This is a genomic window from Ekhidna lutea, assembly GCF_900188325.1.
Classification (GTDB): Bacteria; Bacteroidota; Bacteroidia; order Cytophagales; family Cyclobacteriaceae; genus Ekhidna; species Ekhidna lutea.
In genome coordinates, this window is sequence record NZ_FZPD01000007.1 from 103919 (window position 1) to 121062 (window position 17144).

General features: G+C 39.3%; 16 protein-coding genes. 12 read left to right on the forward strand and 4 right to left on the reverse strand.

The annotated features are described in order from the left end of the window. Window positions 1–90 precede the first annotated feature (90 nt). The gene (locus CHB71_RS18050) at window positions 91–1098 is read left to right on the forward strand and encodes a calcium/sodium antiporter (protein ID WP_089358363.1); all 1008 of its coding nucleotides are present in this window, start codon (window positions 91–93) and stop codon (window positions 1096–1098) included. Between the two features lie 12 nt (window positions 1099–1110). Further along, the gene (gene pgi / locus CHB71_RS18055) at window positions 1111–2697 is read left to right on the forward strand and encodes a glucose-6-phosphate isomerase (protein ID WP_089358364.1); all 1587 of its coding nucleotides are present in this window, start codon (window positions 1111–1113) and stop codon (window positions 2695–2697) included. On the opposite strand, the gene CHB71_RS18060 is transcribed toward pgi, so the two are convergent. Further along, window positions 2679–3410 (reverse strand): TrmH family RNA methyltransferase, encoded by a 732-nt coding sequence (locus CHB71_RS18060; protein WP_089358365.1) that lies wholly within the window; start codon window positions 3408–3410, stop codon window positions 2679–2681. The genes pgi and CHB71_RS18060 overlap by 19 nt on opposite strands. Before the next feature lie 5 nt (window positions 3411–3415). On the opposite strand from CHB71_RS18060, the gene tamL reads away from it, so the two are divergent. Together tamL and hemF are read left to right on the forward strand one after the other, a co-directional pair. Then, the gene (gene tamL, locus CHB71_RS18065) at window positions 3416–6286 is read left to right on the forward strand and encodes a translocation and assembly module lipoprotein TamL (protein WP_089358366.1); all 2871 of its coding nucleotides are present in this window, start codon (window positions 3416–3418) and stop codon (window positions 6284–6286) included. Next, a complete protein-coding gene (gene hemF, locus CHB71_RS18070; RefSeq protein WP_089358367.1) occupies window positions 6286–7182 on the forward strand; it encodes an oxygen-dependent coproporphyrinogen oxidase in 897 nt (298 codons plus the stop codon). Before tamL ends, hemF begins: the two co-directional genes overlap by 1 nt. A gap of 3 nt (window positions 7183–7185) precedes the next feature. On the opposite strand, the gene CHB71_RS18075 is transcribed toward hemF, so the two are convergent. Beyond that, entirely contained in the window at window positions 7186–7890 is a 705-nt protein-coding gene (locus CHB71_RS18075; protein WP_089358368.1) for a LytR/AlgR family response regulator transcription factor, read from the reverse strand. Further along, window positions 7890–8471 carry a riboflavin synthase gene (locus CHB71_RS18080; RefSeq protein ID WP_089358369.1) on the reverse strand — a complete coding sequence of 194 codons (582 nt, stop codon included), beginning with the start codon at window positions 8469–8471 and terminating at the stop codon, window positions 7890–7892. Before CHB71_RS18080 ends, CHB71_RS18075 begins: the two co-directional genes overlap by 1 nt. A gap of 32 nt (window positions 8472–8503) precedes the next feature. Here CHB71_RS18080 and CHB71_RS18085 point away from each other — a divergent pair, with 32 nt between their 5' ends. The 4 genes from CHB71_RS18085 (at window position 8504) to CHB71_RS18100 (ending at window position 11038) form a co-directional block, all read left to right on the forward strand. Next, on the forward strand, window positions 8504–9169 hold the full coding sequence (locus CHB71_RS18085) for a protein-L-isoaspartate(D-aspartate) O-methyltransferase (RefSeq protein ID WP_089358370.1): 666 nt from the start codon (window positions 8504–8506) through the stop codon (window positions 9167–9169). A 25-nt stretch (window positions 9170–9194) separates the two neighbouring features. Beyond that, the gene (locus CHB71_RS18090; protein WP_089358397.1) at window positions 9195–9716 is read left to right on the forward strand and encodes an acyl-CoA thioesterase; all 522 of its coding nucleotides are present in this window, start codon (window positions 9195–9197) and stop codon (window positions 9714–9716) included. Window positions 9717–9719: 3 nt separating this feature from the next. Further along, window positions 9720–10310, forward strand: coding sequence for a hypothetical protein (locus tag CHB71_RS18095; RefSeq protein WP_089358371.1), 591 nt, complete (start codon window positions 9720–9722; stop codon window positions 10308–10310). 188 nt (window positions 10311–10498) lie between these two features. After that, entirely contained in the window at window positions 10499–11038 is a 540-nt protein-coding gene (locus CHB71_RS18100; RefSeq protein ID WP_089358372.1) for an REP-associated tyrosine transposase, read from the forward strand. Window positions 11039–11197: 159 nt separating this feature from the next. On the opposite strand, the gene CHB71_RS18105 is transcribed toward CHB71_RS18100, so the two are convergent. Further along, complete coding sequence (locus CHB71_RS18105) at window positions 11198–13564, reverse strand: ABC transporter permease (protein ID WP_089358373.1); 2367 nt, start codon at window positions 13562–13564, stop codon at window positions 11198–11200. 170 nt (window positions 13565–13734) lie between these two features. Here CHB71_RS18105 and CHB71_RS18110 point away from each other — a divergent pair, with 170 nt between their 5' ends. The 4 genes from CHB71_RS18110 to CHB71_RS18125 all read left to right on the forward strand — a co-directional run bounded on the left by CHB71_RS18110 (window position 13735) and on the right by CHB71_RS18125 (window position 17141). Next, window positions 13735–15039 carry a sensor histidine kinase gene (locus CHB71_RS18110; RefSeq protein WP_179213468.1) on the forward strand — a complete coding sequence of 435 codons (1305 nt, stop codon included), beginning with the start codon at window positions 13735–13737 and terminating at the stop codon, window positions 15037–15039. 2 nt (window positions 15040–15041) lie between these two features. Continuing rightward, window positions 15042–15737 carry a response regulator transcription factor gene (locus tag CHB71_RS18115; RefSeq protein ID WP_089358375.1) on the forward strand — a complete coding sequence of 232 codons (696 nt, stop codon included), beginning with the start codon at window positions 15042–15044 and terminating at the stop codon, window positions 15735–15737. Window positions 15738–15943: 206 nt separating this feature from the next. Further along, complete coding sequence (locus CHB71_RS18120) at window positions 15944–16507, forward strand: hypothetical protein (RefSeq protein ID WP_089358376.1); 564 nt, start codon at window positions 15944–15946, stop codon at window positions 16505–16507. A gap of 124 nt (window positions 16508–16631) precedes the next feature. After that, complete coding sequence (locus tag CHB71_RS18125) at window positions 16632–17141, forward strand: YehS family protein (RefSeq protein WP_089358377.1); 510 nt, start codon at window positions 16632–16634, stop codon at window positions 17139–17141. The last annotated feature ends 3 nt before the right edge of the window (window positions 17142–17144 follow it).

Consider the following 17144-nt stretch of genomic DNA (forward strand, 5'->3'; position numbering starts at 1 on the left):
AACCAAAAGTGTTAATTTGCGAAGATTAGAGAGATTATTTAAAATTCAGTCTTTCAAAATAGTGAGTCACCAATCTAACCGAAAAGACAATTGAGTAGCGTAGCACTAAATTTTTTCCTTGTAATTGTAGGGTTTGTCCTACTGATAAAAGGGGCAGATTATCTCGTTAACGGGGCTTCTTCTTTAGCAAAGCGATTCAATGTCTCTGACATAGCCATAGGTCTTACAGTTGTAGCCATGGGTACTTCCGCTCCCGAATTAGTAGTAAATATCATATCAGGATCAGTTCAGGATAGTGCAACAGGAGCAAACGAGGTTGTATTTGGTAATATTATAGGATCAAATATTTTCAACATCTTTCTCATTCTCGGTATAGCCGCAATCATTTATCCCCTTACTGTAGAAAGAAATGCGCTTTGGAAAGAAGTACCATACTCGCTTCTAGCTACATTCATTTTTTTCATACTAGTTAATGACGCAATGTTTTTTGGAGCAGAGAAAAATTCTCTTGACACAAAAGACGGCATTATACTTCTTGTGATGTTCTGCCTGTTTTTGATTTATATCTTCATGAATCTAAACAGAAATCCAGAAGCTGAAGTAGAGGATATTGAAATATATGGTAGCTTAAAAACAACCATAATGATTGCGCTGGGTATTGTTGGGCTTGTCTTTGGAGGTAATTTGATCGTAGAAAATGCAGTAACCATTGCGAAGTTTTATGATGTAAGTGATAAAATGATCGGCCTTACCATTTTAGCAGCAGGTACTTCTCTACCAGAGTTGGCAACTTCTGCAGTAGCTGCCTTCCACAAAAAATCAGATTTGGCTGTCGGCAATATTGTTGGCTCAAATATTTTCAACCTTCTACTTGTCTTGGGAGCCACTTCCATTGTGCATTCCCCTTTAATTTTCACCCCTACCCTGAATACCGACCTATATATTGTGATGGTAGGAACATTGATGCTCTTCCTATTCATGTTCACTTTAAACAAATACAAGCTGGATAGAGCAGAAGGAATGGTTTACTTAATTGGTTTTGTCGCCTATTCGTATTATCTCTTTGTAAGGGAGGATATTCTTCCAGGGTTTTTCTAAAATTCTAATATCATGCTGCCAAAAATTGACCCTACGACCACCAAGTCATGGGCAAGACTTCTTGAGTTGTCAACTCAAAAATTCAATATTCAGGATTCAATAAATTCTGAAAGAATAAAAAAATACACCTTCGACTTTGGTGACTTCCATTTCGATTTTTCTAAAAATATGGTTTCGGATGAGGTTCTTAAAAACCTGATCCACCTCGCTGAAGAATGCCAGGTTAACGATGCAACTAAAAGCATGTTTAATGGCGAACAAATTAATGAAACCGAAGATCGAGCGGTTCACCATATTGCTCTACGAGAAAGGTCTAAGCCTGAAGTAAGGAAAGAACTTGAAAAAACAAAAGTATTCACAGAAAAGCTCCATAATGGAGAGTGGAGAGGGTTTTCTGGCAAGAAAATCACAGATGTAGTTAACATTGGAATAGGAGGGTCAGATCTGGGACCAAAAATGGTTTCCTATGCATTAAGGCCTTTTTGGAAAGATATTACTCCACACTTCATTTCCAATGTAGATGCAGCACAGCAGGTAGAAATACTCGATGATCTAAATCCTGAAACCACACTATTCATCATTGCATCAAAAACTTTTACCACTCAGGAGACATTAACGAATGCTTTCTCTGCGCGCGAGTGGTTTTTGACAAAAGGAGGAAATGAGCAGACCATAAGCAAACATTTTGTTGCTGTAAGCACGAATGAATCAGCAGTGAACGATTTTGGAATCTCAAGCGAAAACATGTTTGAATTTTGGGACTGGGTCGGCGGACGTTATTCATTATGGTCGGCAATTGGGCTTTCCATAGCATGTGCGGTTGGTTTTAAGCAATTTGAAGAGCTACTTGATGGCGCTAAGGAAATGGACGATCATTTCCACACAACCGAGCCAAGCAAAAACCTTCCTACCCTATCCGCACTGATTGGGGTTTGGTACAACAACTTCCTTGAATACGATTCGCTAGCTATTTTACCCTATGATCATCGATTAAGGTACCTGCCATCATACCTACAACAGGTGGATATGGAAAGCAATGGAAAATACATCGATCGATCAGGTAAGAAAGCAAACTATCAAACCGGTCCAATCATTTGGGGAGAGCCCGGCACAAATGGCCAACATGCTTTTTATCAACTTATTCATCAGGGCACAAAGGTTATCCCTTGTGAATTCATTGCCGTTTCAAAACCAGCTCATAATCACCAAGACCATCACGAAAAACTACTAGCAAATTTCTTTGCGCAATCAGAAGCACTTCTAACCGGAAAGACTCGGGAACAAGTGATTTCTGAAATTGGCAATCAGGCAGATGAACTCGTTATCAGCTCGAAGGTATTTGAAGGAAATAGACCATCTACAAGCATATTATTTAAAGAACTGAACCCTTTCAACTTAGGAAAACTGATTGCCTTCTATGAACACAAAGTATTTGTTCAGGGAGTAATCTGGAATATTTTCAGTTTTGATCAATGGGGGGTTGAACTGGGCAAACAGCTATCCAAACCTATTTTAAGAGAAATTAAAGAGCAAACTGAAGGAAAGCATGATTCCTCCACTCAATCGCTCATGCGGAAGTTTTACGACATGCGGAAATGAGCTGCGAGTATTCCGGTTGCTATCCCTACATTCAGTGATTCCGCATTACCAAACTTTGGAATGCTGAGATAGTCAGAAATATTTTTTCTGGTTGTATCCCCAACTCCATGAGACTCACTTCCCAATACAATGACAACAGGATGCTCCGGCTTAAAATCTTTTATTGATTTTCCACTCATATCTGCTGCGAAAACAGGTAAATTATTTTGCGAATAAAACTCGCTTATATCTACATTAAAGACCTTCATACGAGTAAATGAGCCCATTGTACTATTGATCACTTTGGGATGATAAAACTCTGCACAGCCCTCAGAGCACACTACCTGATCAAAGCCAAACCAATCCAGCGTTCTGATGATCGTGCCTACATTTCCTGGATCCCCTACTCCATCTAATAAAAAAATATGATCATCAAAATTGATTTGATGTCCATTCCACTCTTTCATTCTCGCAACAGCTATGGCATCCTCATTTGTCTTAAAAGTGCCCAACTGCTCTAATAAATCAGGCTTTACAATTTCGTTACGATGACTACCTGACTTTAAGTTTTGAGATATAAATGACTCTGAGCCAACCAAAAACTCGATTTTGTAGTCAGAATTAATCAACTCCTGCACATTTTTTGCTCCTTCCACCAAAAAGCATTTTTCGCGAGTGCGGTACTTCTTAACTTTGAGCGATTTTATAAATTTCTGATCCTTCCTAGAGAGCATTTGAATTGAAGCAATTTTTTAAACTAAGCCAAATATCATTATTCGCAGGGATATTCCTCACCTCATGCCTTGGCTCTAAGTTTTTGAAAGATGATCAACAAATTCTAGCAAAGCAAAAGATAGAGGGACTCTCTGGTTCGTTACGGGATGGCGCTAAGGGGCTCTATGAGCAATCTACTAACAGTAGAATGCTTTTCGGGTATCCATTTGTTCATATTGCTCATTTTTATAAGCTCGGTGAAGACGGGATTGGATATAAGAGAGATGTTGAGCGGTTAGAATTAAGAAAAAATGATCTAAAAGAAATTTTTGCAAAACGGATTGAAAAAGCAGACTCGACTCGCAAGATTGAATTAAAGCACACCCTTGAGAAGAAAATAGCCAGAAGAAATAATAAGATTGAAAGGGTTAAGGAACGATTTGATAAAAAAGTAAACAAACGTGAGGAGCGTCTATCTAGCCTCATAAGACGATTTGAACAAAAAATTCAAGACGCCAATGATGATGGAAATAAGAAAAAAGCAAATCGTCTTGAAGGTAGGTTTCGATGGAAAAAATTCAGAAAAGAGCAAAAAATAGAACGTCTCAAAGACTATGAATGGGTCGGGTTGTGGTATTTTGATCCAGACGTTGAAAAGGCAGAAAAAGATTCGTTAATCACAAAATTTGACCATAAAATCCAGCATGCAAGTACTGATAAAAAGAGGCAAAAACTTCGCAACAAGAAGGCCAAAAAAATAGATAAGAAGAACAAAACCATCAAGCAAGGGAATCAATTGATGCGTTGGGGGGAAGAACCAGCAATCTATAATCACACGAGCTCAAAATTAACAGTTGAAAAAATTGATCAATACTTGAACTCAAAGGGTTATTTTGATGCTAAAATTCAAATAGATACGGCCAATTATGACAGCCTGAATTTTACAGGGCGTTTTGGTAGAAATGTCCGAAATTGGTTCAGCAGATGGTTTGGAGCTAAGCATCGTTACGTCAATGTTGATTATCACGTAGACCTTAACAACAGGTATTATATAGACTCAATCCAGTACCATATAGAAGATACTGTTCTTAGAGCTTTGATTTTTGAAAGCATTAAAGAATCACCTCTAAAAAAAGGGTTTTATGACCAGAGTACATTAAGTGAGGAGCGTGATTTTATTTATGACCTGGCAGTCAACAATGGCTACTATGAATTCTCTAAACAATACATTCAGTTTCAAATTGATTCTACTCAGCTTGGTCAGGATAGCCTGATTGTCAGGGAGCTAATAAAAAATCCACCGCAACAAAGTGAGCATAAAATTTACTACCTGGATTCCGTTGTGTTTATTACTGATGCAAGCATTAGAGAAACATACAGCCGAACGAATGAGAGCTATCGTGACATCACCTTCAGCTTTGCGAAAAATCGATATTCAAAAAAAGTCCTGGAATGGCGTATTCCGCTTGAACAGGATGATCCATATAGCAGAGACCTCACCTTAGAAACCCAGCGTCAGCTTTCCTATCTGGACAACTTCAAGTTTATCAACATCAATTACGATACCACGGGAAATTATTTTGTAGCCAATATTTTCACTTCCCCATTTGATAAGTTTCAAACATCAAGTGAATTTGGACTTTCAAGAGCTCAAGGAAGGCCCGGACCGTTTGTTAATGTAAATCTGAAAAATAGAAATACTTTCAGAACTCTCGAAATTTTAAGTTTCGATGCAAATGCAAAACTCGAAGACCTGCAGTCGGTTCGGGAAAACGCTGAATTTGATGGAAACTACACCTCCCGTCAATTTGGAGGTGAGGCAGCCATTACATTTCCTCAGTTTTTATTTCCATTGGGCTCATACTATAAAAATAAAATTGGACGATTCAATCCCAAAACAAGAATCTCCTTTGGTTTTTCATTTGAAGATCGGGTAAGTGAATACAGAAGGATAATTTATCAGGGCACATGGGCGTATAGCTGGCAGGTAAAGGATCAGGTCAAGTACATTCTCACACCTTTTCAGCTAAGCCTTACAGATGCAACCACTACCGATGATTTTGATGAATTTCTAGCCACATTTGATGAAAATAATCCATATGCATTGGCCTTTAATTCATCGGTGGTAAGCAGCACTGCATTTCAAATGGATATAAGTTTTGGAGACTATGCGCACGGCCGTGATGGCGGATATATGCGTCTAAATGCCGAGATGGGCGGAAACCTCAATAATATATTTGGTGAATCATTTTTGGGCGACAGTCTGGAAACATATAAGTATGCGAAAGCACAAATTGATTTAAGAAAAATTGAGCGACTCACGCGAAACACCAACCTGGCAGCACGGTTAAATATTGGACTTGCATATCCATATGGAGCTAATCGATCCCTACCGTATGAAAAGTACTTTTTTGCTGGTGGAAGCAGTAGCATTCGGGCATGGAAACCGAGGCGATTAGGGCCGGGTGCTTACGGTTCATTTGAAGATGCCGACGGTAATCCGCTCGAGGAGATAAATGATAACAATGAACAGCGAGGGGAGCTATTAATTGAATCTAGTATAGAGTTAAGACAAGACCTGGTTGGCTTTCTTGAAGGAGCCGTTTTTATTGATGCAGGAAATATCTGGCAGGTACGGCAGTCTCTGGTAAATGCAGATAAAGACCCGGAGGGAGATGATGGTCTTTTTAAGTTCGAAAACTTTGTGGATGAAATTGCGGTTGGGGCAGGTGTAGGACTCAGGTTCGATCTCCAATTTTTAATCTTTAGAGTAGATTTAGGTTTAAAGCTCTTTGATCCGGGTCAAAAACGAGGAGAGCGCTTCGTTGGAAATGAAATATTTTCCAACTTCGACAGAAATTCAGAAATTAATATCGGGATAGGGTATCCATTTTAATGGTAGAAGTAACTAAAGAAGAAATTGCAGAATGGTTTAAAGGGTTGCAGGATTCAATCTGCTCTTCTCTTGAAAATCTTGACGGAATTTCAAATTTCGTTGAAGACAAATGGAGGCGTGCGGAGGGTGGCGGAGGAAGGTCGAGAGTCATTAAGGACGGTGACCTTATTGAAAAAGGGGGAGTGAATTTTTCTGCTGTGTCAGGGCCTACTCCTATTAAGATACTGAATGCATTAAACCTTCCTGAATCAGAATTTTTTGCCACTGGCGTATCCATTGTATTACATCCACAAAACCCATGGGTACCCATTATTCATATGAACGTGCGTTATTTTGAAATGAGCAATGGCGTTTGGTGGTTTGGCGGAGGGATAGACCTTACTCCCCATTATGTAATACCCGAAAAAGCAAAGGCCTTCCATTATTACATGAAAAATACGTGCGATAAACATAACTCAGAATTTTATCCCAAATTCAAAGAGTGGGCTGATGATTACTTCTTTGTAAAGCACCGAAACGAAACACGAGGTATTGGTGGGATTTTCTTTGACAGACTGAATGACAATGACGGTCGGAGTAAATCAGATCAATGGCATTTCGTTCAAGATATAGGCGAAACGTTTATTCCGGCATATACAGATGCAGTAAGAGATTTACGAAATAAGAAATGGAATAAAGAAGATAAAAACTGGCAGAAAATACGCAGGGGGCGCTATGTCGAGTTCAATCTGGTCCACGATAAAGGCACCAAGTTTGGGTTAGACACAAACGGAAGAACGGAATCTATTCTAATGAGCATGCCGCCAGAAGCCAACTGGGAATACGATCATCAACCCACAAATGACCTTCAAAAAGAAACGATCAAATACTTAAATAAAGGTTTAAACTGGATCTAAAACCTAAAGTAAATTGAATTTATCCATCAAAGACTCTTTGTAGGATGCTCCAATGGAAAAGGTTTTCTCACCAATGAACACCTGAAGGTCCTCAATTTTTTCAATCTTGTCACGATTGATAATGTAGCTTCTGTGTACCCTGCTAAAGATACTTTCCGGCAATCGCTTTTCAATTCCCTTCATCGTGTGGTGAACAATGTGCTTTTTACCTGATGCCGTGTTGAAGATAACATAATCGGCCAGTGCCTCAACGAATAGAATATTATTGTAGCTGAGTCTAAAAAGCTTACCATCACTTTTCACATAGATATGATCTTCCTGCTCTGCAATGGCCTTTGCCTTCTCAAGGTTTTCTTTCACCTTGTTTACGGCTTTCATGAACCGCTCATACTCAACCGGTTTCACCAGGTAATCAGCCACTGAGTCTTCAAAAGCCTCTATTGCATACTCTTTTTTGGAGGTAACCAAAATGACATTGTATGCATGCTGCAAGTCTTTGACGAGCTCCAACCCACTCATACCTGGCATCTCAATATCGAGAAAAACGATATCTACATCGTTAGCACTTTCACCCAGAAGAATGTCATGAGCTTCCTTTGTATTGTCCAGATCATGTGTCAGAACAAGTGAGTCAGTTTTGTCAATAAATTTCTTGATAACGAGACGAGACATCTTGTCATCATCTACCACCATGCAATTGAGTGCCATTATTTTTTATTTACGATTAGGTTAATATACTTCCCGATTATATCAAATTCAATATTTACTGTACTTCCAACTTCTAACTTCTTGAAGTTGGTGTATTCAAAAGTATATGGAATTATTGCTACAGAAAAGGTTTTTTCATCAACGTTAAAACAAGTAAGGCTAGTACCGTTAATACAAATGCTTCCTTTTTCTACTACCAATCCCTTTTGATCCAACTCAAATGTAATCAACCAACTCCCATTCTCATCTTTGATCGACTTCACTTCAGCTGTCGTATCTACGTGCCCCTGCACAATGTGCCCGTCAAAGCGACCATCTGCTTTCATGCACCGTTCCAGATTAATTTCATCACCTTTTGCTAACGCACCGATATTGGAGATTTTAAGCGTTTCGTCAATTGCGGTCACCCAATGCTTCCCATCTCCAACTTTCGTTACGGTGAGACAGACCCCATTGTGAGATACACTTTGATCAATCTTCAATTCGCCAGAAATTTCTGAAGCAATTTCAAAATCTACATTTGTCCCATTTTTTGAGATTTCCTGTACTTTCCCTACTGTTTCAATTATTCCTGTAAACACGCTGATTAAATTTAAGCTTCAAAGTAAGTGAATTGGAAGATACCTACAAGCATAAGGGATTACGTAAGCAATTAGTTTTAGAAATTGCAAAAAAAGGCATCAAGGATAAAGGTGTTTTGAACGCTATCAATAAAATTCCACGTCATTATTTTTTTGATAAAATCTTCGATCAACATGCATATGAGGACAAAGCGTTCCCCATTGATGCCGGACAAACCATCAGCCAGCCCTACACGGTAGCTTTTCAATCGCAAATGCTTCAGGTGAAGCCCGGAGATAAGATTCTTGAGATCGGAACCGGGTCCGGATATCAGGCGTGTGTTTTAGTGGAGATGGGAGCGAAAGTTTATACCATTGAATACCAAAAGAAACTCTATCAAAAAGCCATACGATTTCTTCCCAAGCTCGGTTATCAGCCTCACATGTATCAGGGCGATGGCTCGAAAGGTATGCCTCGATTTGCTCCCTATGATGGCATTATTGTGACTGCGGGTGCACCTACTGTACCTGAGGAACTCATCCAGCAACTGAAAATAGGTGGCAGGCTAGTGATTCCTGTCGGCAACAATGACATACAATCTATGGTTTTGATCCAGAAAGTGGACGAAAACAAAATAAAAAAGAAGCAGTTCGACCATTTCAGCTTCGTACCTTTGCAAGGTGAGCGTGGCTGGCCCTCCAATGGAGGGGGCAAATAACTTGATTTTGACAAAAAAATTAAATATGAAAAAAATAAAAAACTGCAAGGATTCATATGTGACCATGACCGAGTTGGTCCTTCCAAACGACACCAACGGCCTGGACAACCTCATGGGAGGTAGACTCATGCATTGGATGGATATCGCTGCTGCCATCGCAGCACAAAAACATTCCAATCGTATTGTGGTAACTGCATCCGTGGATAACATTTCCTTCTCGGAACCGATCAGGAAAGGCAATACAGTTACAATTTCAGCATTCGTCACCCGGGCATTTAGCTCTTCTATGGAGGTTTACCTGGAAGTAGTAGCCGAAGACATCCCTGCCGATAAAAAAGTGCATACGAACAGAGCCTTCTTCACCTTTGTAGCTGTTGATCAGTCTGGCAAGCCGATTGACATCCCCCAGTTGGAACCAGAAACTGATTTTGAAAAGGAGCTTTACGAAGGAGCGTTGAGAAGAAGACAACTTAGACTTGTGCTTGGAAAACGGATGAAGCCAAGTGAGGCAAAAGAACTAAGGTCTATATTTGATATGGAAGATTAATTCATGGAAAAGGAACACCTGCACCTACTTATAAACGAAGAGATATACCGATTACCGGAAGATGAATTAGTAGCTCAAGAAGCACCAGCATTATCTAAGGAAGAGAAAGTAGCGGAAGTACAGGAGTCAGACGAGGTAGCGGAACCAAAACCTGAACCTATTGCTGAAGAAAAAGCAGAACCAAAGACTGAGGTAGAACAACCATCCAATGTGGCCAGTGAAATCGAAGCAAAGCAAAAAGAAGAGCCGGAACAGGAATCTCCTGAGATTCCAATAACAGATGTCGAAGAACCGGAAGAACTCCCAATTGCTGTATTTCACAGCAGCTCAGATGAAAAAGAGATAGACTTACTACACAAAATTATAGCCGCATGTAAAGTGCCTGCCGATCAACACAAGATTTTTAGCAATGGCTTTGATCAGACTGTGAAGTTCAAAAAGGCTTTGGTATTTATAGATAAAGCAAAAGCTTTCTACACTCCTATCCCATATAAAGGAAGTGAGTTCTTATGCTCTAAACCTTTATCCATGCTTGCTGCTGATAAAAATGAGAAGGCCAAACTTTGGGGAGCGTTGCAGAAGTTTCTACTGTAAAACGGTGTATTTGATTAAACTAACTTGACTCTGAGGTTTGCAAGGGTTTATGCTTGTTACATTATAACTAGCTCTCAATGCTCTTTCGGATTTACAATGCTCTTTCGGATTTACAATGCTCTTTCGGATTTACAATCCGAAAGTCTATGGTAAAGAGTTTATAACTCGTTTTTACTAAATTCCATTTCATGGGAATTAAAAATCCAATTCATGAAGACGGCACCTATTTTCTTACTCTTACAATTGTCGATTGGGTTGATATTTTTACGAGACATATCTATAAGAGCATTATCGTAGATTCGTTGAAGTACTGCCAAGAAAACAAAGGGCTAGACATCTTTGCATGGGTAATAATGACGAATCATTTACACCTTATTGCCAGAGCAAGAGAAGGCCATCATTTGTCCGATTTTCTAAGAGATTTTAAAAAATTCACTTCAAAGAAAATTTCGGCTGCCATTAATGATGAACCTGAAAGTAGAAAAGACTGGATTATACATCGATTGAAATATCATGTGAATTTCGACGACACGAGGAACTACCAGGTTTGGAGGGAAGGCAATGAGGCAAAGGAGATTATATCAAATGATTTTCTCGATCAGAAAATCGATTATATACATCAAAACCCAGTAAAAGCAGGAATTGTATACGAGCCCGAGCATTATGTATATAGCTCTGCTATTGATTATGCAGGCGGAAAAGGATTACTTAAGGTATTGTTTCCTTAATTCTCAAATGATAGATTACTTAAGCGCCGTTGCAAACGGATAACCACTGCTTACGGATTGCAAATCCGGAAAAGAACAATACTTAATAGAGCTGTTACAAACAGCAATCCATCATTTCCATATTTCAAATCTGGAAAAGCTCTTGCATAGCAAAACCTTTCACTCCTCATTCAATGTCAACGCAGGATTCGTACTTGCCCATTTAGCTGACCGAATGGCAGTGATGAAAAAGACCAACCCATAAGCAAGCAGCAACGCAATCGGATACACCCAGATACTCATTTCTATCGCATAGGCATAATCCTGCAGCCAGGTGCTCACCACCCAGTAGCTGAAAAGGCTTCCTAGTATTGCGGCGCTCAATACGATAAACCAAAGGTCTTGATTCAATACACCAATGATCCGAACGAGTGAAGCTCCAAGCACTTTTCGGATTGTAAGTTCTTTGGATTTGAGACCAATGATGTAGATCATAAAACCAACCAGGCCCAAAGCTGATAATCCTATTGCCAACACGGAAAAAGTAATGCTTATTTGGCCCGTTTGACGTTCCTTATCATATAAACGCTTCACTGCTTCCTCCATCAGATCATATTCCATGGGTATATTCGGTTGAATTTTATACCACTCATCCTGTATAATACTTACCGCCTCCTGAAGATTATCCGTATTAGAGCGGATAAGGATATTTGTATTAACAAACTGAGGGTCAGGACGTAGCGAAATAATTTGAGGAGTGATTTTTTCTTTCAGTGTATAAAAATGAAAGTCTTTAAAAACGCCCGAAACTTTTCGATGTAATTCATTTTCTGTGCCAGGCCTTAGAGTAATCTTCTTACCAAGCGGATCATCCTGCCAGCCATATCTGTTTATGAAGCTGTGATTAACCAAAGAAACAATCTGACCATCTTCAGATGAAAGCAGGTCATCCTTGAAGTTACCATGTGTGATATCCATGCCCATTACATCAAAATAATCTATATCTACTCCATAAGACAGTAGGTTTTCGTACGTCTCATCAGAGCCCTCTGGCTTATAGGTTAAAGGTGCCATCCCATCACCAATCATAGGCCCAAATGCTACACCTGAAATTTGTGGGTGCGATTGTAATTGTGTTTTTAACACCTCATAATTGTCATAGCTTCCTATTTCGAAAGCATTACCAATCTTAATGACATTACCTGCATCAAACCCCATATCCTTATTGTCAAGGTAGCGAATCTGCTGATTCATAAACCAACCGGAAATACCCAGGGTAAACAATAAAATAAACTGAAGAAAAATCAGACCATTCCGGTATTTGGTTCCTCCGGTTATGTTCATTGCTGATTTACTTTTCATCAACAAATTGACGTTGGTATTGCTAAGGGCAAATGCCGGATAGATCACAGTGATAAACCCTATAAAAACCAAAAAGCCAAGACCCCCAAATATGTAAATTGGTGAAGTCAGAAGTTTGTTTTCCAAATTCACATCAAGGAAAATATTTAAAGCCGGCAGGGCAAAGCTGAATCCGATGAGGATAATTGGAACCGTGAGGAGCACCATACCCAAGGATTCGTAGAAAAGTGAAGTGACCAATTGTCTTTTCGATTCACCAAACACTTTACGAATGCCAACTGCACGCCCTTTTCCGAGGTAAATAGCCAATGAAAGATTGACATAATTAGTGATGCTGATTAGCAAAATCAGCGCGCCGATGATCAGAAAGACCTTTAGTTGTAGCGGATCCCCCTTCCCTCCTGCACCAAAAGCTGCATCGGACTCTAGATAGATATCCGATAATGGCATTAACTGAACATCAGATAACTCATGGAACTCATTTAGAGCTACATCCATGGCTAATATTTTCTCTTCCAACTGCGTAACATTCACATCCGGAACCAGTTGCAGATAGGTTTGGCTATGGTGATGTTCACGTTCATAAAGTGCAGGATTGGTGTAGATCAGATCAAAATCCAGATGCGTGTCCGTTGGCAGGTTTTCAATGACCCCAGTCACTTTAAACTTCAACGTATCATAAGATAGCACTTTACCAATCGGAGATTCAGCATCGAAGTATTTTTTCGCTGTAGATTTAGTTATGACCATAGCGTGGGGCTCGTCCAACAATGTTTCAGGATTGCCTTCCAGCACTTTAAAGTCAAAAAGCTCGAAAAAATCAGAGCCTGGATTTGTCTGAATGATATCGGTTTCAGCAAAACGCCTCCCTTTGTACTCTAAAAAAGCTTTCGGAGCGTTGTTAAGTAATACCCGCTTTTCCACTTCCGGATATGCCCCTGCCATTAATTCCCGGACATGCTCTACGCCAAGATTGGAAAACCACTGATCTCCATTCGTTTTCCCTTCCATCCGAAAAATATTGGACGATTGTTGGTGAAACTGATCATAATGGTACTCATGATCTGCATACACTACGATCAGCAAAGTCGCAACCAGCCCTACTGATAAACCAAGTATATTCAATGTGTTGAGTCCTGCAGATTTAAGGAAATTACGGATAGTTAGATGAATGAAGATTCGCATGACGATGTTTTTTTATTCAACAATACGCCAGCAAGACCGATCAATAGAATAATGATTGGTTAAGAATATTTAATGAAAAATTAAATTGGTTAAAAAAGAGTTAAATACATGTGCTCTTTTGTCTTAATGCTGTTTTTTGCGTTAATTAAATGACATCAAAACCTTTTGTGATGCAACTCTCTAAAAAAGCAATCACCATAGTAATCGGTATTGCTACCGTCGCTCTAATAGGTCTCTCAGTTTTGCAAGTGCAAAATCTGCGCTCTTCGCTAAAAACCAACAAGCAGATCTTCTTACAAAAAGTAGATTTAGCTGCAAGTCAAATCGCCCACGAGTTTGTTACCAGCACGTATTATGCGAATGAATTAAATAAATCTGCTTCGAGGGTACAGCAAATCAACCAATTGAATGATGCCGAAACCGATGCATTGATGACAAGCATTATCGATCCTATTTTTGATGCAAATGGAATTGATCTGGCATACGAGTACGCTGTATATATGCATAAGCCTGAAAGAGAAGGATTTAGTTTTGTAATGGGTGATGATGGTTCGAGCCTCGATTTTGAGCTTAAAAATTGCACAAACCCACAAGAAAGAGGTCATGGCTGGGCCAACCTAACCTGTTCATCTGGTGGGAATATGCACCTTGCATTATTCTTCCCCGGTCAGGATGCTTACGTGTTTGCTCAGTCCAGAGGGGCACTGATGCTGTCCATTGTATTCATTGTTTTGCTCATTGGCAGTTTTGCCTACACCTTAATTGTTATTCGAAAGCAAAAGCGGTTGTCTTCGATCAAAAATGACTTCATTAACAACCTGACGCATGAATTTAAAACGCCTATTGCTTCCATTTCGCTAGCCACCAGTATGCTTAAAAATGGTGATCAAAAACTTGAAGAACATAAAAAGACAAACTACCTCAACTTAATAGACCTGGAGAGCAAACGCCTGGAAGGTCAGGTGGACAAGGTATTGCAAATTGCGATGATCGATTCTGGTAACTTCACACTGGAAAAACAACACCTGGATGTGCACGAAGTGATCAATCAGGTTTTGGAAAGCGTGAAACTGATGGTAGGCAAGAGAAACGGAAACATCAGTCTTCAGCTAAATGCGAGCAAATCAGAAGTGTTTGCAGACCGCACGCACCTTCTCAATATCATTTACAATCTGATAGACAATGCCTTAAAGTACACGACCAATGAGCCTGAAATCGCGATTAGTACCGCCGACCACCCTCAGGGTATTGAAATCTCCATTAAGGACAATGGAATTGGTATCGGTGAAGAAATTCAGTCATATATTTTCGATAAGTTTTATCGTGCAGAATCCGGCAACATTCAAAACGCGAAAGGATTTGGGTTAGGGCTTAGCTATGTGAAAAAAATCATCGAGGAGCATAAAGGCAGCATAGCACTGCAAAGCAAGTTAGATCAGGGTAGCGAATTTCGGTTATACTTTCCGTTTAGTTAAATATGGGCAAAATATTACTGGTAGAGGACGATGAAAGTTTTGGGTATATCCTAAAGGAATACCTGGAAATTAATGATTTCAATGTGACGCTAACTACTAACGGTGAGCAAGGACTCGAAACATTCCAGAAAAGCACATTTGATCTATGCCTGCTGGATGTGATGATGCCGTTGAAGGATGGCTTTACGCTTGCCAAAGAAATACGTGAGCTGGACCCCTACATTCCTTTCATTTTCATTACAGCCAAGGCATTGAAAGTAGACAAACTCAAAGGGTTTAGGCTGGGTTGTGATGACTACATTGTTAAACCCATTGATGAAGAATTGCTCATAGCTAGGGTTAAAGCTTTGATAAGGCGCGCATCACCGGAAAGTAATAGCAGAGAGAAGAACTGCTGGTACCAGATTGGCAGATACCAATTTAATTTTTCGAATCAAGCTTTGACTCTTGACGGCAAAACCAATCGTCTCACTGAAAAGGAAGCCAAACTACTTCAGCTTTTGTGTGAGAATAAACACGACATTCTGGATCGGAACAAAGCCCTGAAAAGTGTCTGGGGACACTCTGATTTTTTTAATCGCAAAAGCATGGATGTATTTATCCATAAGCTTCGCCAATACTTAAAACAAGACCCCTCCGTTCAAATAGTGAATGTACATGGAAAGGGGTTTATCTTAGAAGAGACTCATTTACCATGAATACCGATCATTCAAGTCACTCATTTTAGCAATCCAACCTTACTTCACAAAGAACAAATTAGTTTCTAGATCTATTAGATAATTCAACTAATTTTAAACTTTATAAACAGCTGAATTGTGAAAGAAAAAATAAGCTGATAAGGTAACCTTTTATAAAAAAGTCTGTCCTTGACTATTGTTAATAAAGTGTTTCTAAAAAATAAATAATGAATCTTACAAAAATTTTCTTGTCCCTTTCAATCGCAATTCTTTTTATTCAATGCTCAAGTGACAATAGTATTCATCATACATTAGAAGAACCTAAAATTGAATTTACTTTTGGGATTCTGCAAGGATATTGGGCTTATCAAGACATCAAAGAAGATACGATCTATTTTAACAATTTGGACAGCACTATTGTGCTAGAAATCAGTCACGTAAACATTACGCACCCGAATGATATTGCACTTCTAACACATTCACAATCAGATGATAAAAAATGGATTCATACCATTCCTATCAAAACCAATAAGGATAAAGAGGTCTTTGTGACTGATAAGAATGTTTTTGTGATGTCATATAGTGGCTATGGTATGTCCAAAATAAATGGAATTGAAACTTACGATACAGAATTCAGTATGCTTATCCCCGTAAAAATCGGAGTGGAGGCAGTTGCTGGAAACGATACGCTGGAACTTGACAATACTGATTTGGATTATATCGATGTTACTTATAGCTCACCAATCCTCGATATCGATGGTGACGCTAAACTATACATAAAGAAATTCTAGTTATCTCAATACACTTACCAGATTGAAAATCTTGAACTCTGGTTGATTGGCACCAACCTTAAAGCATAAAATAGACTTTTATGACCTGTATTAGTCACCTTCTTTGAAGCTACCTTTGCAAGGCATGAACAACAACGATATTCTTAGACGCTTAAGGTACATTTTTGATTATGGTGATGATAAAGTCATCAATCTGTTTCAACATGGTGGAAAGGAAGTCTCTCGCGAGGAAATCAGCAATTGGCTCAAAAAGGATGATGATCCGGAGCAGAAACCCATTTACGATGTGGATTTAGCTGCCTTTTTAAACGGACTGATTATAAAACATCGAGGGAAGAAGGATGGTGAAACGCCCAAACCGGAGAAGCGACTCAATAACAATGTCATTTTTCGCAAGCTGAAAATCGCATTGAATCTACGTGATGAAGACATCATCCATGTCTTTGACCTTGCCAAGTTTGAGGTAAGCAAACATGAAATTAGTGCCATCTTCAGAAACCCAACTCAAAAGCAATATCGTGTTTGCAAGGATCAGTTTCTTCGAAATTTCTTACAAGGGCTGCAAGAAAAACATAGGGGGGTAAATATGGATGAACCGAAAACGGAAAATCCAGTTCACCCCAAAAAGGACTGAAAA